Raw genomic sequence first — 23,055 nt, forward strand, 5'->3', positions numbered from 1 at the left:
CAAATTTATTGAAATTATTTACTATCAATAACTCAATGATAATTTTCAATCCTTTCGTCAACTATATATCAAAATACCAATTAATCCAGAAAACAAAATAATACAGATTGGATGTATTTTAAGCCGAAATAACGAAAACAAAGAGATTGCAAAAATAAGAATTAGACTTAATGTATACCAGGATAAATGACTTATCATGTTATTAGATAAAGAAAAACGAATGGCAGAATAAATAATAAGACCGGTAGTTACGGGTCTAAGTCCATAAAATGCAGATTTTACTAATTTATGTTTATGAAAACGAAAAAAGACTGTCGCTAATATCAGGATGCTAATCAAAGATGGGAACAGTATCCCACATGTTGTAATCACCGCTCCAGTTAAACCAGCTGTTCGATATCCAACAAAAATTGCACTATTAATGGCTATGGAACCTGGTGACATTCCTGCAATTGCAACCGCGTTGGTAAACTCTTGAATTGTCATCCATCCATGAAATGAACTTTCCCTTTCCATTACTGGTAACATAGCATATCCACCGCCAAAAGAAATCAATCCTATTTTAAAGAATGTCCAAAATAATTGCCAAAACATAGTTTCTCTCCTTTAAATACCATCTCCCATAAAATACTCGCTATCCTTATATTCTTGTATTTCTACCTTCTCCAACTTAATCATTAATCCTAACCAACTTTTTACTTTGATTGATAAGATTCCTGTGATGCCTCCACTTAAAATTATTATGATAAGATTAATATCGGAAAATAATAAGATTAAAATGGAAACAACAACTATAAAAAAAGTTGTCTTATCAAACACTGCGGTACAACCAATTTGATACCCAGCATATGTAATTAAAGCTACGATTGATGCCTGTATACCTTTAAATGCTGCTTCAATAGTATGATTGTACTGGAAGTGAATAAATAAAATACAAAGAGAAATTACAATGAGAAAATTGGGAAGCATGATTCCTAACATTGCAGTAATGGCACCCTTTAGTCCGGCAACACGGTATCCAATAAATGTCGCCGAATTGATCGCGATGGCTCCTGGTGCTGATTGAGCAATAGCAAAAACATTTGCTACATCTTGCTTTTTTAACCATCCCCTCTTTATTACTACTTCTCTCTCAATCACGGGAATCATGGCAAATCCACCGCCAAATGTAACAGGACTTATCTTAAAAAATGTCCAAAAGATTTCAAGAACAAGCTTCCACCATTTTTTCATTACCACGTACCCCCCATCCAAACTATGAATTATTCTTCTAATCATTACAAAACTTAAAAGCCAAGGCTTTCTAAAAAGCACTTGGCAGCTTATTTCATTTTAAGATTTAGTTATTGCTTTAATGTTCTCTGACGTCTTTGAAACTGAATTGTTTTTCATCATAAAGTTAAATTTAGATGGTTTCAGATAGATGAAAATTACAATTGAAGAAAAAAAAGCAAGATAGGCAGCAATATCAAAAGCCATCCGATATGAGTTAGTAGATTCAACAACATATCCTGAAATAATAGGGGCAATAAAACCCATGGAGCTGTATATCATAAAATTTATACCAAGAATCCTCCCAGTTTGCTGTTTTGGAATACTTTCATTTAGTATTGTTGTAGCTCCATTTAATGCAAAATAATTAAAGAAAAGCATCAATCCAAAACATAGTGAAGTCAATAAGACTGTGGTACTTCTAGTAACGAACATGATACATATTCCAGATAATAGAGTCCCGCTGAACGTCGTAAGACCTCTTGCATACCAGCTGTTTTTCGTCTTGATTAAGATAATATCTGCTAAATAGCCTGAAATGACAGCCCCAAAAGCTCCTCCAATATTACCTAATACAATAACTAGAGACAGTTCCGTAGAAGTAGCATGAAACGTATCTGTTACAAACTTAGTACTCCATGTCCAAAATAATACACTTTCATAGTAATGAACAATGCATGCTAAGACGACTGCAAAAAATGCCGGGCTTAACAAAATAGATCTCCATGGTACAGTAGGAGTTACCTCATCAACATAAACTTCTTGGTTATTTTTAATCCAATTGCTCTCTGACATTTTAACGTAATGACTTTCTTCCGGTGAACTCGCCCCGAATTTCATCCAAATTATCGTTAGTATTATGCCTAAGACTCCCATCATAATAAATGGTGTTCTCCAAGAAAAGTGATCAATCATCTTAATTAAAAAAGATGATAATACTGCTGGAAGAATTCCACCCCCTAATATAACGATTCCTAGTCCCCGTCCTAACTCCTGTTTCGGTAGCCAGTTTTTCACCATTTTCATCATCGTAATCCAGGCAGGTCCTTCAAAAAGACCTAAAAGCATCCGGTTAAATAAAAGAAAAGAAAATCCTCCGCCAATTAAGAAAGATAACTGTAATCCCCCCCATGCTCCAGATAAGGTGCTTATAATCCGAGAAGGTCTAATTCGATCAATTAAAAAGCCTCCAATTAAAGCAGATAAAGAAAATAACCAAAAGAATGAACCTGAAACAATACCCCACTCGGCGTTATTAAGATTAAACTCTTTCATAATTGGTTCTGATGCCCATCCTAGTAAAGATTTATCTACTTGATTAACCCCAAATAAAATAACCATAAAGGAGAGAATGATCCACCGAAACTTTCCTATTTTACTTTTTGTATCATCTATCATTTAAAATAACCCCCAAGTGTATTCTTTTTTTATACTTAGGTATGACTCAGTATGTTCGTTAAATAATGCAGTTTCTACATGTGAAACCATTACATTTTTGTGGTAATTGTTTTAACCTGTGTATAAGTAAGTAATGATTCCAATCCCTTTTCTCGTCCAATGCCACTTTTTTTGTAACCGCCAAATGGGGCCTCTACATCGATTGGCATGAAATCATTTATATACACTTGCCCAGCGAGTACTTTTTTGGCTACTCGATGGCCTCTATGAATATTTTCTGTCCAAACTGATGCTGAAAGACCAAATTCTGATTCATTTGCTAGTGCAATCACTTCTTCTTCAGTATCAAATGGAATGATGCTTACGACTGGACCAAAGATTTCTTCTCTTGCAATCTTCATGGAATTATCTACATTCGTAAAAATAGTAGGTTCAATAAAATAGCCATCTTGTGAGAGCCGCTTACCACCGTACTCTAAAGTGGCTCCTTCTTTCTTTCCAATATCTATATATTGAAGTACACGCTCTAGTTGTTTATCAGAGATCAATGGTCCCATCATTGGATTCGTGAGCCCGTTGCCAATTTTGACTCCCTTTACCTGTTCAATTAACTCTGTAACAAATGATTCCTGAATACTCCTTTGTACAAACAAACGAGTTCCAGCAGCACAAACTTGTCCACTATTTGCTAAAAACGCTTTAAGCGATCCTTTTATAGCCTCAGTCAAATTTGCATCCTCAAATACAATATTAGGTGACTTACCACCTAGTTCAACAGTTACAGGCACAATCTGTTCAGCAGCAGCCTTCATAATATGTTTTCCTGTTTGTACCGACCCCGTAAATGTAATCTTTTGAATTGAAGGATGGTGAATAAGTGCATTCCCCGCTTCATTCCCCAATCCATTTACTACATTAAATACACCTGGTGGTAATCCTGCTTCTATACAAATGGCTGCTAGCTCTAAAACTGATAATCCTGCTTGTTCAGCTGGCTTCAAAACAACCGCGTTTCCAGCTGCTAAGGCCGCAGAAACATCTCGAGAAGCCGTTTGTAATGGTGCATTCCAAGGAATAATAATTCCGACTACTCCATAAGGTTCACGAAGAGTATAAGTCAAATAATCATTATGAGCTGGAATCACATCTCCAAAAATTTTATCAGCAGCGCCTCCTAAATATTCAAAAAATCGAGCTGAGCTTTCAACCATTTGCATCGATAAAAATAATGGCCTTCCTGTATCAAGGGTTTCTAAGAATGCCAGTCTGTGTTGATTCTCACGGATTCGTTCCGCTATTTTCATTATAATTTGGCCTCTTGCACTTGGCTTCAAAGCACACCATGTCTCAAATCCTTTTTCAGCATTCTTAATAGCTAAATCGATATCTTCTGAACTCCCCCTTGCGACAAATGTAAGCTTTTCACCAGTAACAGGATTCATATTAGTAAAATATTTGTTTTGTTTTGGTGTCTTCCATGTCCCATCTATAAAGTGACTATACTTCTCTAATATCTTCATTTCTTCCATCTCAATCATGTTAACTTCCTCCATTACTAAAGTTTAAATTAGTCCATGATAATTGTTGCTCGTGTTACCTCTCTTTGAAGTGATTTTTGTAATGCTACTTCTACTTCTTCTAATGTAAATGAGGCATCTAATAACTGTTCAAACGGGTATTTTTTTGCGTTTCTTTCTAAAAATTGTAAGGCTTTAAATAAATACTCAGGATTATAGCGATTAACCGGAATAATTTGTAACGCTTTTCTGACCAATAGTCCTGGGTCAATTTCTACTTTTTTACCTACTGTTATATTTCCCATTGTCACGTATATACCGTTTGTTTTAGCAAGATGAATCCCTTCACTAAATGCTTCTGGAACTCCTGATACCTCTAATACATAATCTGCTCCAATTCCACCAGTTAGTTCTTGTACACGGTACATTCGTTTTTCGACTGTATTATATTCTGTTATATTAATAGTTACATCTGCTCCAAATGATTCTGCTGCTGCTAAACGCGATGGGACAGTATCAATTACAATGACGTATGCACCTTTTTCTTTTGCCACGGCACACGCATTTAACCCTAGCCCACCAGCACCTTGAATAACCAATGAATCTCCAGGTTTAATATCAACTTTATCCAATCCAAATAAAACTTGAGATAATGCACAGTTGGCACTAGCTGCTTCCTGGTTGGTTACAGTGTCAGGAACTTTGAAAAAATACTGATCATGATGAACTTCATAGTGAGATGCAAAAGTCCCCACATCATACTTAAAGTTATGCTCACAATGATGGTGGTTACCATTCAAGCATTCTCTGCACTTATTACAAGTTGCGAAGTAAACCGGTACTACTCTATCTCCTAATTCCAATTTATTTCCTGCAGAATCAGTTTTAACGTTCGCACCTATTTGTACAACTTGTCCAACCATCTCATGACCCATTTTTCCAGTCTGTTTTAGGGGATGGTCCCCTTTGAAAATATGTAATTCTGAACCACATACGTTTGTTTGTAATACTTTTAATAAAATAGATCCGTCTTGTAAATCACTTTCAAGATCATACTCTCTTACTTCAACCTGTAATGGTTTGATTTGATATGCCATTTTCCCTTTCATAAATAACCTCGCTCCTTTTTAAAACGTTTTCATTTTCCAAAACAAGAATTTTAAATAATACTTAATGCTCTTAACTCATTCACTTTCTCTTTATTAAAACCTAATAGATTAATATAGATTTCCTCATTATGTGCCCCTACTTCTGGGCATAACCATTTAACCTGACCAGGGGTTTTAGACATTGTAGGCACGATCCCCTGCACCTTCACGTGTTTATTTAACTGAGAGTCAAAAATTGATAATACATTCTCTCTCGCTAAGTAATGAGAATCATTTATAATATCTTCAATGGAATATACTGGACCATGTGCTATTTTATATTTATCTAGCAAAACATCTACTTCTAGATAAGTATGCTGAGAGAAGAACGATTTTAAATAACGATCCAGTTCATCTCGATGTTTTACTCGAAGAGCATTTGAACAAAATCGAGAATCCTCTATAAGTTCGTCATGACCGATAGCTTGCATGAGTCTCTTAAACATATTTTCTGTTGAGGCCGGTAGAATAACCCAGTGGTTATCTTTTGTAAGATATAAATCATTTGGTGCAACACCTGGGTTATGTGTTCCTACTCTATTTCTTATATTTCCTGTAATATCATAATCTATTAAAATATCTTCCATCACGCGAAATAGTGGCTCATATAAGGACAGGTCTACTAATTGCCCTTCTCCTGTTTGTTTATAATGATATAATGCCAGCATGATAGAAAATGCTGAATAAACTCCCCCCAACCCATCAGCTATGGCAAATCCAGAAGGCATTGGTTTATCATCTGGATACCCTGTCATATTCATTAAACCTGAAAAACCTTCTGCGACTCTCGCAAAACCAGGTTGTTCAGTTCTGGGACCACTTCTTCCAAAAGCAGAAAAATGCAACATGACAAGATCTGGCTTTACCTTAATCAAATCTTCATAATCTATTTTCCATTGCCTTAAGGTCTCTGGTCTAAAATTCGTAATGATCGCATCTGATTGTTGCACTAACTTATACAAAATCTGGACGGCTTCTTTTTTATGGAAATCTAAGGTAATACATTTCTTATTTCGATTAGTGACTTTCCAAGTATTTGAACCCCAATTTCGACTTGCATCTCCTTTTCCAGGTTGTTCAATTTTAATAATCTCTGCTCCAAAGTCACCCAATAAATTGGATGCGAGTGGTGCTGCCAGAACTGTTGATATATCGAGGATTCTAATACCGTTTAAAACTCCAGAAAACATATCGAAGGTTCCTCCTTTTTAAAATACTGAATATTATAAAAATAATTATATAATTGATTTTTTAGCATGTAAAACGTAAATTAATCAAGTATAATTGATTAAAAATCATGTTAAAAGGGGACATTACGTGAATATTGAACAATTAGAACATATACTAGAAGTTTCTAAGACAAAATCACTTGCAATCGCTTCAGAGAATTTAGGAATTACTCAATCCGGTATTAGTCGATCTATTAGTAATTTGGAAAATGAATTAGACATACAGCTTTTTTCTCGTTCTAAGTCTGGAACATTACTTACAATAGAAGGTGAGGAAATTGTAAAAGTTGCTTATGAAGCTTTGGCAAAAATAAAACTGTTGAAAGAAAAGGCTCAACTACATAAAACCTTGAACGAAAGATTAAAAATTGCTGCCAGCCCAAGTCCATTAATAAAAATATTAGACAAGACAATTCCTATTTTCAAAAAGGCATTTCCAGCTGTCCAACTAGAAATTACAGAACAACCAGCCAATGAAATTATTGATAATATCCGAAACGAAAAAGTCGATGTAGGCATTACATTTATTAACGAGGAAATGACAAAAGAAGTAGATTTAAAATCAGCTGTTTTATTTCACGGAAGAATACACGCCTGTGTGAATAAGAATTCTCCTTTATCTGTGCACCAAACAATACAACCAGAACAGCTTCTTCATGAACCTCTTTCCTTGTATAATGGTGTAAATGTAAAAAGATTTATTCACCAGCTGTTTGAAATGTATGGCAAGGCGGATGTTATGTTTACATCAAATAATATGGAAACTATAAAAAAAACTGTTATTGGTGGATTAGCGACTGCAATTGTTTTGGACATCTCATTGGAAGACGATATCTCGGTAAAAAATGGTGATCTTGTTCTTATTCCTTTAACTGGTACATTTAAAACAAATATCCCATTTGGATGGATTCAATCAAAGAACAAAGTAAACAGACATGTCGCTACTGAATTTGTTAGATTTTTAGAATTAACTACTTCTTAAAAAATAGATATATTATTATGCAGATGCTAACTTAATATCGATTCTATGAATTAAAAATGTTACTACTAAGGCAACTATCATTTTATGAGATAGTTGCCTTTCATTTAATATCTAATTTAAATTACTACGGTTATCTATAATTTTGCTAAAATCAAACCTTAGTTCATTGATTCAAGTTCTTTTTTAATATCCGCAAGCTTCTTACCTTTAAATGCTTTCTTAGGTGTTGCTACATTATCTACTTCTGGATTACTGAACAGAAAGTTTTGTTCTACAAATGCAAAATCTGTCATATCAACAATTCCATCAAAGTTAATGTCGGCACTTCGTTTATTAGTACCCCAAAATGTTTCAATTGCAAACGCATCTAAAATATCAATTACTTCATCTCCATTCACATCACCTGCATATGATGGACGAACATCCTCAGTACGCTGTGTGCCAATCCACTGTCCATAGTAATCGCGACCAATTTGAACTGTTTTTGATGCAGAAGTATGACCAGGAATTTTAGCTTTTAGCGTAATTGTCTTACTTGTTATTGGTAATTTATCAACTACAAAATAATCTGTTGTATTCTTTCCAGAAGTAGTGAATGCACCTGAAAATTCTTTTCCATCTTGATCTACTGCCGTTAATACAACACCTGCTTGATTCATATTACGAGTTCCAGATTTAACACCTTGCATATTCATAAGGAATGTCTCTTGAGAATAATCTGGTAAAATATTAACTTTTCTACTAGAATCAGTTGGTAATTTATCTGTTTCTCCAGAAGAATTGATTGCTACAGCATTGTTTGCTCTCACAGATGCTGTAATTGAAGCATATGTTAGTTTTTCTCCTGATTTAGCTTCAACTGTAAACAAAGGCAAGTCTCCGTTAACAGCTTTTACGTTTTCTCCTTCAAGTTTTACCTGCACTGTTGTATTAGAATAGGAAGATGTAGCCGCTTCATTTTTAGTAGTAATTGTAACTTTCCCCAGTTTTTCTAATTCTGGGCTTGGCTTAATTTCACCTAGTTTTAAAGTATTTGTTGGATACGTAATATTAAAGGTTCCTCCAACCCAATCTTTTGCATTCTTTATACTTATAGTATTGTTAAATGATGAGTTATAACCAACACTAGATTGTTCTGGTCTAGTTTGTATATATGTCGTTCCTTTTTCAATAAACGTTAAAATCGGTGATTCGTGATAGCTCGTATTACCAGGAGCATTTCCTGCATTATCTTGACCTAAAACCTGTATCTCTTTAACAGGTTTATCTAATTCAACATCATAACTAAATTTCCCATCTTCTCCAACTTCGACATATGCGTAAGGTAGTGTTGATGGAGCTTTAGGATCATATGCATTTTCATAGCGATAAACTGTAAGTGCATTATCAGCCTGGGTGATTGGTTCATGGATATAAGCAAGACCCGCATCTTGGATTTCTTTCATAGCAGAGTCTAAAAGTGTACCAGAAATTTTATATGTTTTTTGCCCTTTTTCATATTCAATCACATTAGATTGTGTATCAAGTGTTAAGTTGGGCCCTGTATTCTTAATAAAAAAATCAACCGACTTAGTATATGTTTTTCCAGTTTTTCCGGTAGCAATTAATTTAAGTTTGTAATGACCTGGAGGTGCCGTTACTGTATCATCTGAAATTGGGAAATTAGCATTACCTGTAAATGGATAATATTTTCCATATCCTAAAATTGGTGAAAATTGAAGATAACTACCTTCGAATAAATTCGAAGCGTCTGCGCCTGCAATATAACCGAGATCTTGACCAGTTTTAGCATCTTGTAAAATAACATCAACTCTTTGCATTGGAGCAGTTATAGTGAACGATACACTTGTCGATTTCTTCATTACTGGCGAAAAGCGCTCATACCAGTAATCATCTGTCATAATCGGTATTCTCGTAAATATGTCTCCAATTCCTTCTTTCATATATCGGAATGCAAACGGAACTTGGTATGTATCTTCAGGATCCTTTTGATTCGTATAAGTTATATAGCCTTCATATACTCCTGCTTTAGCAGTATTTGGGATCGTTAAGTTTATTTGGGAATCCATTTTATTTGAACCAGCAACTGTTATTGTTGAATCAGTTGTTAATTTAACACCATTTGCTTTTGCATCTTTTGCTTCTGATGATTGTTGTTTAAAATTCACTTTTACATTATACGTTTTTGTTGCTTTTGTTTTATTTTGCAATGTAATGATATGCGTTTCATTGTATTTTTTTCCATAATCAACATAAGCACCTAAACTTAATGCACCTGTAAGATTTTCGATATCTACTAATTGATTCTCACCATCAAACATTTTTGTTGTGTCATGTACGACAATTTCTAAGCTTGATTTCAACGCTTCAACTGGATCTACACGTCCCGCACCTACTTCATAGACACTATAATCTTCTTTAAGTGGATCAGCTGTATTCATTAAGTTAGCTTTAATATCAGATGGCGTCATCGTAGGATTTGCTTGCTTTAATAAAGCTGCAATTCCAGTTACGTGTGGTGTTGCCATTGATGTTCCGTTTAATCGTGCGTATGCGTTTTTATAAGTTCCTATAGAATCTGGACCTTGCATATATGAAGGAACTGTAGATAAAATTGAAACTCCTGGAGCTGTTATTTCAGGTTTAATATCATAAGTATTTTTAACGGGACCTCTAGAAGAGAATGCAGCTAAGTGATCTCCATCAGATTTCATTGAGCCAATTTCATCAATAACGAACTTAGCACTATTACTTGCTGCTTGTTCAGATAATTTAATTCCTTGTGCATTTGAAATGCTAAATGTTGGTATAAATGTTTGTCCTTCTCCTAAATACGCTCCAATAAAACCTTCATCAGGATTATTATTCCATATTATAACAGCTGCGGCTCCATTGTATTTTGCATTTTCAATTTTTTCGTTTATTGTATAAGTTCCACGTTGGATTAAAGCAACCTTATCTTTTACATCAATCCCATTGAACTCACCAACACTACCAAGTCCTACATTTACAATTGGCAGTTCCATATCTTTTAAGGATTCGATATTACCTTCAAATCCTTTCGCTAATAAACGTAAATCAACTGGCAACGTACTATTTCCAGAATGTACTGATCCTTTTGCTGTTGAAATATTCATAGGAACATCACTTGCACCCACCGTTAGTGCCAGTGCTGCTGTGGCTGGTGAACCGACTGTATATTCACCGTCTCCTGAATTTCCAGCAGCAATGACCGCAGTTACACCGCTTAGTACAGCATTGTTAATTCCTATACTTAAAGGTGACAATGGATCGTTAAGATTATTTCCTAATGATAAATTAATAATATCCATTCCATCTGTCACAGACTTTTCAATCCCTGCTAAGATTGCAGCTTGTGAACCAGTTCCATAAGGACCTAATACACGGTAAGCATAAAGATCTGCATCTGGAGCAATTCCTGTCGTTGCATATTGTGAATTATTCTTATGTTGACCAGCGATTGTTCCTGAAACATGTGTCCCATGTTCAGTATAATATTCAGAAGAACCATTAGTTTCAGGTTGTCCTGATTTTTTCCAATCAGCATACGTTGTTTCCATTGGATCATTATCATTATCAACAAAATCATAACCACCCTTATAAGCATCCTTTAAATCAGGATGATTATAATCAATTCCAGTATCAATGACCCCTACTTTTACACCTTTACCTGTATATCCTTCTTCATGAAGCTGATTTATTCCTAAAAACTCATTACTTTCAGCCATTCCTTCAGTTGAGCTTGTCCCTTGAATAGTCACATCTGAATCTGGTTCATCTAATTTAACAAAATCGTCGCTCCAAACAGCTTGTACCTGCTCTGATTGTAATAAATCACTTACTTTGTTTGCTGGTATCACCATCGAAACACCATTGAATACATTTTTATACTCACGCTTAATTGCGATTGAACTTTTACGGTTTTGCACCTCCTCTTTAAATATTGTCGAAACATCATTCTTGAACTCAGCGTGGGAAGCCTCGACTTTTGATTTCACCTGGCTATTTGTTAACGTCTTTCCTTGAAGCTTAGACTGAATTACTGCAACATTTTGTGGAGCCTGTTTAAATTGAACAATAACGGATATCGGCTTGGTACTTGTTAAATCCACTTTCGGATCTAATTGTAATCCAGTAGCCTGATTCAATTCTGATTTTTTTAATGCATCTAGTTGCCCAGGTGTTAAAGAAGCCAAAATAGACTCTGCATTTTGATTTGTTTGTGCTTTTACTTGTGGTAAGTTGTTACTTAAACTAATTGCCCCAAAAATACTACTAGTCAACAGTGCAACAGCTGTCGTGTTATTTAATAGTTTTTTATTGCTCTTTTTCCCCATCTTTTAAATCCTCCCAATTTAAATTTTTCTACAAAAATTAATTTTTCTGTAAAAACAAGTAAATTGTATTATTATCTATCTATGAAAAACATTAGATATTAATTATGAGAAGTAAATATAGAGTTATATAGAGAAATAGAACTATACTCATTTATCAAATGGAAAACAGTCTACCACTATCTTCACGGTGTTTTAATCAGGATCAAACTAATTGCCGGCTTATTATATAGAGCTGTAAGAAAGTTTATAAATAAGAAATTGTACTCATGTTAGTTAAAGTTAGTTCAAATTACCTCTATAGTTAAACATTTCAATATTACACCTGAACAATCGGATCAATTATAGCCTGTTGACGATGAATGGTATGTATTTTATAAATCTTTTCAGTATGTTTGTAAAAAAATGCATTACTCCGTTTAAGGAATAATGCACTTTTTCTCATACTTTTTATACATTTAATTTTATTAAGGGAGATAGTTACCAATCAATTCGTTTTCCCTCTCTAAAAACTCCACTTTTAGGTCCCCTGGTCATTGTCGCTAACCAGAAGATAGACTCAGCAGCTTGCTCAGTTGAACATGGAGCAGATGGCCTCCATATCATACTTCCCCATACTGGATCGACTGCATTTGATTTATCTATCCGATAAGGTAATAAGAAAAGATTTACGACAAAATATGCACATTAGACAGCACTCCTTAGTATAGAAGTTGGATAACCGATAGTTAGCCATATTTTAAGGAATGCAGTCTAATAATTGTTTAATGCATAATTCTTGGTTTTTTAGCGAGGAATTTCTTGGATATTCCGTTCTGCTTTTACACTAAATACAGAAGACCAACTTATTCTACTTATAAATTCCTTTAGTCAACATCAAAACCATTTGATCTGCCATAAAACTAGGTTCATTTGGTAAATCTTCATCAACCCAATCTATAATCAATGCGACGAGTGCTCCAGCGATAACGCTTTCCAAAAACCACTTATCCAAAGTCACTTCAATCTTATTTTCCTTTAATTGAGCAATATTATTCTGAATTGAGTGTTTAAGAACGTCTAACATTTTCCATCGTAATTCCGGCAATCCATTTTTACTTAATAAAATTTTATACACTTTAGCATGTTTCTTTACATGTTCAAATACGGCTAAAACAGGTGGATAGATAATATCTGCAAATGATTGAACTCGATAAGGAATGACAAGGTCATTTACTAATCCTTCTAACGTTTCATCGACTATTTCCTTATGTAATTCAAACTTATCTTTATAATGATAATAAAAAGTTGCTCGGTTAATATCTGCTTCTTTAATTATATCCTGCACAGTTACATTTTCTATCCCCTTTACAACTGCATATTTAAACAATGCTTCTTTAATCAGTTTTTTAGTTTTAATAATACGCCTGTCCATCTTTTCACTTCCTTTAGCAAATGATTCCTTCAAAAAATTAATCATTTTTTATACATTTTATATTAATTTGACGAATATTAAACAGTTTCTATAAGTCTGTTGGTTGTAGCCTTTCTCAAACTCTTTTATTATACAAAATATAATAGCGCATACATATCTGCGCTTTAATAATTAAAATTTAATATTTTATAAAAGTAATTCCAAGGGGAGAGAGAATTAATGAAAGCTGCTAAATTTTATGGTGCAAGAGATATCAGAGTTGTTGATACGCCGAATCCAGAAACAAAATCGAATGAGGTAAAAGTAGCAATTGAATGGTGTGGCATTTGCGGTAGTGATATGCATGAATACTTAGCTGGACCGATGGTTATTCCATCTGGAACTAACGTTACGATGGGGCATGAATTTTCAGGTGTAATCGTTGAAATTGGAGAAGATGTCACTAATTTTGTAATTGGCGACCGTGTTGTGATCGAACCTATTGTTCCTTGTTGGACTTGTAACTCTTGTAAAACAGGTAATTATAATGTTTGTGAAAAACCACAATTCTTTGGTCTTATCTTAAACGACGGTGGGTTCGGAGAATATATCGTAGCTCCTGTAGATCGTGTTTATAAGATTCCTGACACAATGAATTTTGAACAAGCAGCCTTAGTTGAACCTGTTGCGGTTGTAACACAAGCTATTCGTTCAAGCCAATATAAATTTGGTGATGCTGTCGCAGTATTTGGCGCTGGTCCAATTGGTTTACTTCTTATCCAAGCATTAAAAGCAGCAGGAGCTTCTAAAATCATTGCTGTAGAAGTTTCTGACCACCGTAGAGAAGTTGCTCTAAAATCAGGCGCAACACACACGATCAATCCGATGGAATCAAATCCTGTTGAAACAATATTCGGAGTAACAAATGGCAAAGGTGTTGATGTATCGTTTGAATGTGCTGGCGTTCAACCAACTTTTGAGGCAGCACTTAATAGCGTAAAATTTAACGGTGAGTTAAAAGTTATCAGTTTATGGGAAAAACCTGTAACATTTAATCCTAATGTAGCCATGATGACAAACAAAAAAATCTCTACTACTATGACATATAGCAACATTTACCCAGAAGTTATCGAACTAGTTAACCAAGGAATCATAAAAGAAGATTTAATTATTACAAAAAAAATCCACTTAGACGACATTGTTGAAGAAGGCTTTGAAGCTGTTCTTAATGACCGTTCACAAGTAAAAATCCTTGTAACGCCTAAGCGTTCAAATTTATAATGCTTTAAACCAATCCTGCATTCCCAAAAAGAATGCAGGATTTTCTAATTTAAACGAATAATCTTGCTTTAAACGAACTATATCCATCATCTAGATTGACGCACGTTCCATTGATACAATTTGATTCCTCAGAAGCTAAAAAAGCTACAGCATTCGCAATTTCTGTAGGTTCTGTTAGGGTTGAACGCATTTGTTCACTTACCATCTGCTCCCAAACACCAAAGTCTTTATATGGTGATAAAATTGGTGTATTTACTCGTCCTGGAGCAATCGCAATAACTCGGATACCCTGTGGCCCCAGTTCCATTGCTGCAGAGGATGTCATATTAATAATGGCAGCTTTAGTAGCATTATAAGTAAAAGTTAGCTCACCAGGTAAAATACCAAAAACAGAGGCCGTATTGATAATTGTTCCTTTTACCCCAAGCTCTGCCATTTTGCGAGCAGCTACTAGAATTCCATAATAGACACCATTTTGATTAACAGCAACAATTGGATGATAATCATTAGCAGGATCATGTTGAAGCAAAGGAACCGGTTTTGCAAATCCAGCATTATTGAACATAATATCTAGTCCACCAAAGACTTCTACCGTTCTATCAACCAAATACACAACATCCTCATATTCTGCTACATTAGTCTTAATGAATAGTACTTCCCCACCTAATTCGCGATTTATTTCATCTATAGCTTTATGGCCACCGTTTTCGTTAATATCAGCGATTACAACTTTAGCACCTTCAGATACTAGTTTTTTAGCTGTAGCTAGTCCAATTCCACCACTACCACCTGTAACAATTGCCACTTTATTTGCTAGTTTCATATAATTTCTCCTTTCCAAAGTAAATTCTCAAAAAAGTACTTACCAAAAAAATGATAAGTACAATTATAATTAAAACTTTGTAATATCAACTGGATTTTGTATTCCTACCTTTTCGCAATGATCATGGTACATTTGAAGCGATCCGGCACAGTTTAAGATTAGGAATGTATCTCCTTTTTCATCTTTAAATTCAAGTGCTCCATTAATAACATTGAAAATAATTGTATCTTCTTCACAATCTGCTGGAGTATAAAATGTGTGTAAAGAAGCAGCGGGCTCATAAACAACTTCATGTTTTTTCGAAACCCAATCATGCTCAAGATATCCCCATTTACCTGCCAATGTACATACAATAACCGTACCGTGATGCACATGAGGTGGTAATTGACTACCTGGCTTAGACTTCATAGTTACACAAATCTCACCTGTAACCATATTAATCTTGTGAAATTTTATTTCGTTCCCGAAAAAAGGAATCCAAGGTACACTTTCATCTGCTACATAGTTTGCATCTAATACTTGATTCTCTTTCGTTGTCATTAATTATCTCTCCCTTTAATAGTGGTGATAATTCAAGAAAAAGATTTTTTTGCAAACTCTTTTTTCTGAATTATTTGAATTTATTATAGGATGGCTTTATAATTTATAAAAGTTAATTCTTTTAATGACTTCTATAAATAAATTTAATATAAAGAGATGGGATAGCATGAATATTGAAAGATTGAACTATATCTATGAAGTTTCAAAAACAGGGTCCATTTCAATCGCAGCAAGGAACCAACATGTTACACAATCTACAATCAGTCAAGCAATTACTAGCATTGAGAAAGAATTAGGGGTAACTCTCTTTACTCGATCGAAACATGGTACAATACTTACATTTGAAGGAAAAAAATTAATGATACAAGTTAAAGAACTTTTGGAGAAGGCTGATGAGTTGAGGAAAAATGCACATCATTTCCATGAAGAACTGAGTGGTGTCTTGCGAATCGCAGCTATACCAGGGTTCATGACGATTATATTAAGAGTTTTTGCTAACTTTAGAAAAGAGCATCCTAAGGTTCAATTAAATATTGCAGAAAAAAACTCGAAAGAAATTCTAGAAGCAGTCAATTACAACAAACTTGATATCGGACTTATTAATTTCTTCGACAATTTCTCGCAGAAAATAAATAACATTCCCTTTGAATTACTATACAATAGTCACGTACGAATTTGCGTCAGTAAAAACTCAAGTTTGGCATTGAAAGAATCGATTAAGATTACAGATTTGGAAAATGAAGCAATTGTATTGTATGAAGATGATTTCATTCTTTCATTTACAAAGAATTTAATGGAGAAATTCGACTTAAAACTTTTATTTGTAACAAATAATGTAGATGCAATTCGAGCTGCCGTTAAGGAGGAAATTGCTATTACACTTGTAACGGATAACTCGATTATCGATGAAATGACGATATTAAACGGTGAAATTATTTCCATACCAATTGAAAATATTGCTTCTTCTTATGTCCCTTTTGGACTAGTTCGGTCCAATAATAAAAAAACTACTTTGATCACTGATAAATTTACTGATTACTTAAAAAAAGAATTGCATTCGTTTGAACAAACATTTCAGTTCAATTAAGCCTAGTAATTTCACCGGTAGTTGAAATTTTGCAGACCAATTTACTACTATATTAACAATTGCTTACTACATATTAAACAAAAGAGTCGCCTCTATTGTATTTGGTGCCGACTACTTTGATAAACAAAAAAGAAATTGTCATCAAGCAATCTATTAAACGATTAGAGAATCTTGGATGTAAAGTGTCATTCAAAGCAATAGTTTAACTCTTTGTACATTCATAAAAAAAGACCTATTTTAAAAAATGAAATGGGTCCAGTTTCATAATGCCAAAAAAGTGTAATGATTAATTTATATTTTCAGGATATGGTATTAAGAATCTATCTATTATTAACTTCATACGCTGTTCTAACTCCTGCTTCAATTGCACCTTGAATCCAACCTGGTGTAGTTGACGAATGGGATCCTGCGAAATGAATTCTTCCTTCTGGTGTACCAATAAACTGACCAAACTCTTTAATTTGGTCGGGTTTATACATGACAAAAGCTCCTCCAGCATAAGGAAATTCTGACCAATTATGCGAGTATCCTATTAAAAAATCTGAAAACACTTGATCTCCAAATATAAATGAGAGATTATTCAAAGCAATTTTTATCCGTTCTGCCTGTGTCATATTATCCCAAATACTAGAATCATCTTCCCATGTATAACTAGCTAGCATAATCCCAGTATCATCCGCCGACCCTTGACCATGACTAGGAAAATAGGCAAACTTGATTGGTAAATCTGTTGTTAATTTACCACCATTTAATCCATATTTTTCCCAAAATCTCGTTTTAAATTGAAGACCTATTTTGGTTGAATTTGCATAATGGATCTTTCTTATAACATTTCTCTTTTCATATGAAACAGACTCATACGGTAGTAAATCTATGAAATTCAATAAAGTATAAGGAACTGTAGAAATTACAAAATCACTTGTAAGTTGATGTTCAGTATTAAGTATTTGATTTTCTGTATAAATCGTTACGTTCGATTCTTGTTGTATGATTTTTTTCACTCTTTGATTTGTAATAATATCGTCTTTAAGTTGTGGTAAAAATCCATTAATAAGATGATCCGTTCCCCCTGTAATTTCATAAAGTTTTAGATCCTTAGTTAGGAGTACTAAAACTTCTCTTAATATTGCAGTAAATGCAAGTTCAGAAAATCCTTCCAATCCAACCATTGTTTCTATCATATTGATTGCTTCAGCTGATAAGGATACACCAACAGGGTTATATCTTAAAAATTGATACATTGAATATTGATCATACATTTGAACAACTTTTTCCCAATTCTTCTCAGGATTTTGGTTTATATAATCAATGACTGGACTAACTGCTAATAATAGTAATTCTGATGCCGTTTTTCCTTTTTCACTAGGGGTAACATTATAATTTAACTGGTCTGGATTTGTTCCATAATTTTTTTCATTTGTTAATACATTATTGATGTAAATCAAATCATTAGGTGTACTATTTATAAATTCATTTACATGCAAATTAAATTTTTTTATATACTCAATTACCAAATAATGGAATGAAGGTATACGCATTGCCCCAAGATCTATATATTGATTATTTATAAAAGGTTCCCTTTTTGTGTATATCCTCCCCCCGATTCTGTTATTTGCCTCAATAATAGTAACCTTATGCCCGGCTTCTTTTAAAAGTGAAGCAGCAACTAAACCGGAAATTCCTGCACCAATTACGGTGACATGTTTCGGGGAATTCGTTTTTTGTAATCCATTTTGAATTATGTAAATCATTTGATCCATTGAAAGCAGTAACTTTTGAATCAAAGATCTCACCTCTTCTTCTAAAAGAATAAATATCAATAAAATGTTATGCAATTGTAAGTTGAGATAGAATTTCAGGAATTATTTCTTTTATTTTACAAATTAGAAGTAAATCCTTATTTATCTAATCTGTCAGTTTGCAAAAAAATAGACTGCTGAAGCAGTCTATCGTTGTACAACTAAAGGGTATGTTAGTTTGAATAAGGTTTTTATATAAATATTTAGCCTCTGTTAATGTTTATCTTACCGTTGGAAATATGAACAATCTTATAATTAGAATAAATTGAAATGAAACAACAGGCCAACACCTCTTTTAACTTTTTAACTTTAGTGGGTAATAATCGCAAACGAAAAAAACCGACTTGACCGATGAACTGGGTGAAGTCGGGGAGTATCTATTTTACTTTTTTAGTAACTTTTTAATTTGCATTTCAATCTTTAGAGGTTTGGTCGCAGGTGAAAAGCGCTTCACGACATTCCCTTTTGCATCAACTAGAAATTTTGTGAAGTTCCACTTAATGCGTGAACCTAGAAATCCCGGCGCTTCTTGCTTCAAATACTTGTATAGTGGGTCAGCATCCATCCCATTTACATCAATTTTTCCAAGAAGAGGAAATGTTACTCCGAAGTTAAGTTGGCAAGTCTGTGCCATGTCACCGTCATTTACCGGCTCTTGATTCTTAAACTGATTACATGGGAAGCCAAGAACAACTAACCCATCATGCTGATAAGTCTCATGCAATTGCTGTAACTCATTAAACTGTGGAGCCAAGCCGCATTTGGTTGCCGTATTGACAATCAGAAGTACTTTGCCACGAAAATCTCCCATTGACTTTTTTTCACCACTAGCCGTTTTTACGTTGAAGTCATATACGTTCATATAAAGTTATCTCCTGCCAATATCTAAAATTTGTTTTTTTATCGTCGCGATTCTAAATATATTTTTTTCTATATTTTTCTGGAAATTTGGCAAAACAACGTGTTTTAAAGTAAATCTAGGTGAATACACCAAAAATAATATCAATGATATCATTTACCCTTAGCAGATTCGGATTCTATTAATTTAATATAGTTTTTTTCCAAATTAATAAACATTTTAATCAGAGCCTATATTTATTATATTTTTAGGCTGTTCTAGGGCTCCTATTCCAATAACGCTTGCATTCTTTGCATTAATTTATCTTCTTAATGAACGGGATCTTAGTTTAATGAATGTTTATATATCCTGTATAATAAATGAGTATGAGAAAGACTGCAACCAACAGTTTGATAGAATCTGTTTAATATCTTATATATTATAAAAAAATGTATAAAAAAGATTAATTGTTGTAGAATCATATAGTAAATAATGTGGGAAATATGGATAGGCGTATTTAAAAAAGCTAGCCCATGTCTTTATATTAGCATTTCTAATTGAACTAACCTCCCAGTTAGTGCAACAAAAAAGGCCACGAAGTAGTCTATCGTTGTTCAACTAAAGCATGCGTTAGCTGAATTAGATTCATTATTTTTTTCTCTATTTAGTTCAATTGTTTCCTAAGTTTTTTAATACACTTTAAAATTGATTCTCTATTTTTAGCACTCTTAATCCACGAGGGAAGTCTACTAGCTAAACTTCGATTAATGTTAGGTAATTGTTCTCTTATGCTTGCACTCACATAATTCTCTAAAAAATCGAGATGCTCATTATTATAAGCCCATAGTGTATTGCTACAGCAACTAGTTTTTAACCATAAACTTACTCCACAAAACTCAGGTCCACCGTAACTTGCAATAGGTGAAACAGCAACTAATCCGCACTTTTCACAAACCAACTTTGGAATTGATTTAAAAGGTGCCCAGGTCATTTTAGCACAATTATTGCAACGTGGACATTCGACGAGAACATTATCAACAAACTCAAAAATAGTTTCTCCAGCTTCACTGAACCTTGATTTTTCCAATTGTATCAATCCCTTCGATCCTAAAAAACACGATGTAACTTATATGATACTATAATTTTTTTATTGAAAATTATTGACAAACCATTAGCTGGTTTAGTTGCATAAGTTATTTCCCACCTAAGTAGGCATAATGCTACTTTTCGTAATTCAAGAGTTCTTCCAATTCTTTTGAAAGCTTTTTGTTCAACATGACATAACTTTGTTTATCATTGTCTCCTATCAATACAGCTTTGTTGATATCATTGTGGAACCATATTTCATACTCGTAGATCTTTTCAGGCATATTTTTCTCTTCTTCATAGAATAATGTTGCTTTAAAGTCTGCTATTCGTTTACTTTTTACTGCAACGTTTTCTTCCCATTTAATATTACTGAAAAAACACTCTATTTTTTCAAGTTTCTTCTTATCTGTAACTATTTCTGTATCCGAATATGTTCCGTTTGCACTCATCTTTATGTATTCAATTCTCGTTAAATTCTTTTGTTTGTTAATACACCCCAATAGAGTGCATACGAGTATAATCAATACAAAACCAACTAAGCACCTTTTCTTCATAATATCCCTCCTGACTCTCATCTCGATTAAATCATAAATTTCGATTGTGGGATTTGAAAATTTGTTTGATGCCGTGTAGATAATATTCTGTTATACATCATCTCTACGATATTCGAAATACTCATATCAAATTCCTCCCTCTTAATCGGTCAAAGTCATGTTTCACGTCGCCTAAACTTAAATTTCTTATTTAACTAAACTGCCTTTCGTTGCATAAGAAATTATACTAACTTTTTATATCAATAAAGGATTTCTGCCCCATAAAACTGTTACCTTATAAATTATGTACTGTTATAAAACAAAAAACCTCTTGATATACAAGAGGTTTTGGTATGAACCCAGCTGGACTTGAACCAGCGACCCCTACCCTGTCAATTAGAGAGTACGGGTATAATTCAATATTTATGAATATTTTAGGTCGCAACCTCACCTCGTGATACCATCGCCGAACCTATTCCTAATGAATTTCTCCAAGTAAAACCACTTAATTTTGCTGAAACACCGATTGATGTAAAGAAAACTGATACAAAAAGTGAATAACTTATCGTCTCATTTTTTCAAAAACCTCATGTATAAATTCCGTTACACTTATTGAAACACCAGCAATTTAGGCTCCAATAATTGCTGCTACCTCAGTTTATTTAGCTATATATGCATAAATAAAACAAATGATTAATGCCGATGAATTAACTGTCTCTGTAACACGCAATGTAGAAAATTTTTTAAGGAAGTAAGGAACAATTAGTTTTTAATTTATTCATTTCCTTTAATACTTGTAATGAAATACTTACACTCGTTGCAGATAGTAATAATCCCAAAAAGCTATGATGCTAGTAAAATAATAGAAAGTTCAGGACCCTCTTTCGACATATCTATTTCCAAACAATTTCCATCGTCTACTGAGAATGCTTTTAGATCTGCGCCTGCACAGAACGTTCCTCCCTTACCATACAATACAGCTACATGTAGATTTTCTTCATTTTCAAAATCACGAAATGCTTCAGCAAGCTGTTGTGCTGTCTCACGGTCAACTGCATTCCTAACATTAGTTCGATTGATTTGAATCGTACAAACTTTATCTTTTTTTCTACTAATACCTTCATTAACAATTACCTCACCAGTCTATATTTAAATACCACATTAAAGTCATTTATCATTTGATCCATTCTCACTTTAATACTCTAAATCTAAAAAATGATCCTCAAAAACAAAGATCATTTTTTGGCAAATTCTCATAGGAGAAGAGTTTAAAACAATCCCCATACATCTAAATAATAAGCTCCAAAAATAATAAAAATAAGAACCAAGGCCACCGATAAATAAAAAACCAATATCCTTGAAAATTTAAACGTTTGATTATTAATATCATTTCCCTTGATAAAATAGCTGATCGTTGAAATGATTAAAGCAAAAATTCCAACAATAATCGATGATAATCCAATTATCCTTGATAATGTGTCTCCAAATTTTGCATTAGAAGCCAGAGTAGAAAAATGAAGATTAGTAATTAAAAAGCCAACCCCCATAATGGTTATACTTGTTCTTACCCAAGCAAGATACGTTCTTTCATTTGCTAAATGCTGTTGTATATATTTAGAATCAATTGTTTCTTTCAGCTTTTCTAACGCATTATTCATATTCATACCTCTATATTTATATCTTTCTTCAGAATATCTTTAAAACAATTCAATCGGAACATTTTTACCATAATTAAATAGACGTTTTGAGTAGGATTACATTGATACTTCTA

At 33.6% G+C, this 23,055-nt stretch carries 20 protein-coding genes and 1 pseudogene; 3 read left to right on the forward strand and 18 right to left on the reverse strand.

The genetic code is table 11. The features are described 5' to 3' along the window. Window positions 1-57 precede the first annotated feature (57 nt). The 6 genes from ACFCYN_RS07795 to ACFCYN_RS07820 form a co-directional block, all read right to left on the reverse strand. Window positions 58-594 carry a chromate transporter gene (locus ACFCYN_RS07795; protein ID WP_375948567.1) on the reverse strand — a complete coding sequence of 179 codons (537 nt, stop codon included), beginning with the start codon at window positions 592-594 and terminating at the stop codon, window positions 58-60. Between the two features lie 12 nt (window positions 595-606). Then, complete coding sequence (locus tag ACFCYN_RS07800; RefSeq protein WP_375948569.1) at window positions 607-1,233, reverse strand: chromate transporter; 627 nt, start codon at window positions 1,231-1,233, stop codon at window positions 607-609. Between the two features lie 99 nt (window positions 1,234-1,332). Next, window positions 1,333-2,670, reverse strand: coding sequence for an MFS transporter (locus tag ACFCYN_RS07805; protein ID WP_375948571.1), 1,338 nt, complete (start codon window positions 2,668-2,670; stop codon window positions 1,333-1,335). Window positions 2,671-2,759: 89 nt separating this feature from the next. Further along, complete coding sequence (locus tag ACFCYN_RS07810; RefSeq protein WP_375948573.1) at window positions 2,760-4,208, reverse strand: aldehyde dehydrogenase family protein; 1,449 nt, start codon at window positions 4,206-4,208, stop codon at window positions 2,760-2,762. Between the two features lie 29 nt (window positions 4,209-4,237). Further along, a complete protein-coding gene (locus ACFCYN_RS07815; protein WP_375948575.1) occupies window positions 4,238-5,296 on the reverse strand; it encodes a zinc-binding dehydrogenase in 1,059 nt (352 codons plus the stop codon). A 50-nt stretch (window positions 5,297-5,346) separates the two neighbouring features. After that, window positions 5,347-6,525, reverse strand: a complete 1,179-nt coding sequence (locus ACFCYN_RS07820) for a CaiB/BaiF CoA transferase family protein (RefSeq protein WP_375948577.1) — start codon at window positions 6,523-6,525, stop codon at window positions 5,347-5,349. A gap of 127 nt (window positions 6,526-6,652) precedes the next feature. On the opposite strand from ACFCYN_RS07820, the gene ACFCYN_RS07825 reads away from it, so the two are divergent. Then, window positions 6,653-7,546 carry a LysR family transcriptional regulator gene (locus tag ACFCYN_RS07825; RefSeq protein ID WP_375948579.1) on the forward strand — a complete coding sequence of 298 codons (894 nt, stop codon included), beginning with the start codon at window positions 6,653-6,655 and terminating at the stop codon, window positions 7,544-7,546. A gap of 158 nt (window positions 7,547-7,704) precedes the next feature. Here ACFCYN_RS07825 and ACFCYN_RS07830 read toward each other — a convergent pair whose 3' ends face one another. From ACFCYN_RS07830 to ACFCYN_RS07840, 3 genes are all read right to left on the reverse strand, one after another. After that, window positions 7,705-11,904: a S8 family serine peptidase gene (locus ACFCYN_RS07830; protein ID WP_375948581.1), complete on the reverse strand. Its 4,200-nt coding sequence runs from the start codon at window positions 11,902-11,904 to the stop codon at window positions 7,705-7,707. A gap of 477 nt (window positions 11,905-12,381) precedes the next feature. Then, window positions 12,382-12,507: a hypothetical protein gene (locus tag ACFCYN_RS07835; RefSeq protein ID WP_375948583.1), complete on the reverse strand. Its 126-nt coding sequence runs from the start codon at window positions 12,505-12,507 to the stop codon at window positions 12,382-12,384. A 244-nt stretch (window positions 12,508-12,751) separates the two neighbouring features. Continuing rightward, window positions 12,752-13,315: a TetR/AcrR family transcriptional regulator gene (locus tag ACFCYN_RS07840; protein WP_375948585.1), complete on the reverse strand. Its 564-nt coding sequence runs from the start codon at window positions 13,313-13,315 to the stop codon at window positions 12,752-12,754. A 219-nt stretch (window positions 13,316-13,534) separates the two neighbouring features. Between ACFCYN_RS07840 and ACFCYN_RS07845 the strand changes: the two genes are divergently transcribed. Beyond that, window positions 13,535-14,575, forward strand: a complete 1,041-nt coding sequence (locus ACFCYN_RS07845; RefSeq protein WP_375948587.1) for a 2,3-butanediol dehydrogenase — start codon at window positions 13,535-13,537, stop codon at window positions 14,573-14,575. 49 nt (window positions 14,576-14,624) lie between these two features. Here ACFCYN_RS07845 and ACFCYN_RS07850 read toward each other — a convergent pair whose 3' ends face one another. Together ACFCYN_RS07850 and ACFCYN_RS07855 are read right to left on the reverse strand one after the other, a co-directional pair. Next, the gene (locus tag ACFCYN_RS07850) at window positions 14,625-15,398 is read right to left on the reverse strand and encodes an SDR family NAD(P)-dependent oxidoreductase (protein ID WP_375948589.1); all 774 of its coding nucleotides are present in this window, start codon (window positions 15,396-15,398) and stop codon (window positions 14,625-14,627) included. A 69-nt stretch (window positions 15,399-15,467) separates the two neighbouring features. Next, the gene (locus ACFCYN_RS07855) at window positions 15,468-15,938 is read right to left on the reverse strand and encodes a 2,4'-dihydroxyacetophenone dioxygenase family protein (protein ID WP_375948590.1); all 471 of its coding nucleotides are present in this window, start codon (window positions 15,936-15,938) and stop codon (window positions 15,468-15,470) included. 166 nt (window positions 15,939-16,104) lie between these two features. Between ACFCYN_RS07855 and ACFCYN_RS07860 the strand changes: the two genes are divergently transcribed. Next, window positions 16,105-17,025 carry a LysR family transcriptional regulator gene (locus ACFCYN_RS07860; protein ID WP_375948592.1) on the forward strand — a complete coding sequence of 307 codons (921 nt, stop codon included), beginning with the start codon at window positions 16,105-16,107 and terminating at the stop codon, window positions 17,023-17,025. Between the two features lie 320 nt (window positions 17,026-17,345). Here ACFCYN_RS07860 and ACFCYN_RS07865 read toward each other — a convergent pair whose 3' ends face one another. The 7 genes and pseudogenes from ACFCYN_RS07865 to ACFCYN_RS07895 all read right to left on the reverse strand — a co-directional run bounded on the left by ACFCYN_RS07865 (window position 17,346) and on the right by ACFCYN_RS07895 (window position 22,942). Beyond that, window positions 17,346-18,809 (reverse strand): flavin monoamine oxidase family protein, encoded by a 1,464-nt coding sequence (locus ACFCYN_RS07865; RefSeq protein WP_375948594.1) that lies wholly within the window; start codon window positions 18,807-18,809, stop codon window positions 17,346-17,348. Window positions 18,810-19,206: 397 nt separating this feature from the next. Then, on the reverse strand, window positions 19,207-19,686 hold the full coding sequence (locus ACFCYN_RS07870) for a glutathione peroxidase (protein ID WP_375948596.1): 480 nt from the start codon (window positions 19,684-19,686) through the stop codon (window positions 19,207-19,209). A gap of 640 nt (window positions 19,687-20,326) precedes the next feature. After that, window positions 20,327-20,749: a hypothetical protein gene (locus ACFCYN_RS07875; protein ID WP_375948598.1), complete on the reverse strand. Its 423-nt coding sequence runs from the start codon at window positions 20,747-20,749 to the stop codon at window positions 20,327-20,329. A 133-nt stretch (window positions 20,750-20,882) separates the two neighbouring features. Further along, on the reverse strand, window positions 20,883-21,305 hold the full coding sequence (locus tag ACFCYN_RS07880) for a hypothetical protein (RefSeq protein ID WP_375948600.1): 423 nt from the start codon (window positions 21,303-21,305) through the stop codon (window positions 20,883-20,885). A gap of 419 nt (window positions 21,306-21,724) precedes the next feature. After that, window positions 21,725-22,126: pseudogene (locus ACFCYN_RS07885) on the reverse strand (cation:proton antiporter domain-containing protein); the annotation flags it as partial. 1 nt (window position 22,127) lies between these two features. After that, entirely contained in the window at window positions 22,128-22,415 is a 288-nt protein-coding gene (locus ACFCYN_RS07890; RefSeq protein WP_375948700.1) for an enoyl-CoA hydratase-related protein, read from the reverse strand. Window positions 22,416-22,552: 137 nt separating this feature from the next. Further along, window positions 22,553-22,942, reverse strand: a complete 390-nt coding sequence (locus tag ACFCYN_RS07895) for a YidH family protein (protein WP_375948602.1) — start codon at window positions 22,940-22,942, stop codon at window positions 22,553-22,555. Between the last annotated feature and the right edge of the window lie 113 nt (window positions 22,943-23,055).

Source organism: Gottfriedia sp. NPDC056225 (assembly GCF_042267765.1).
Lineage (GTDB): Bacteria > Bacillota > Bacilli > Bacillales > Bacillaceae_G > Gottfriedia.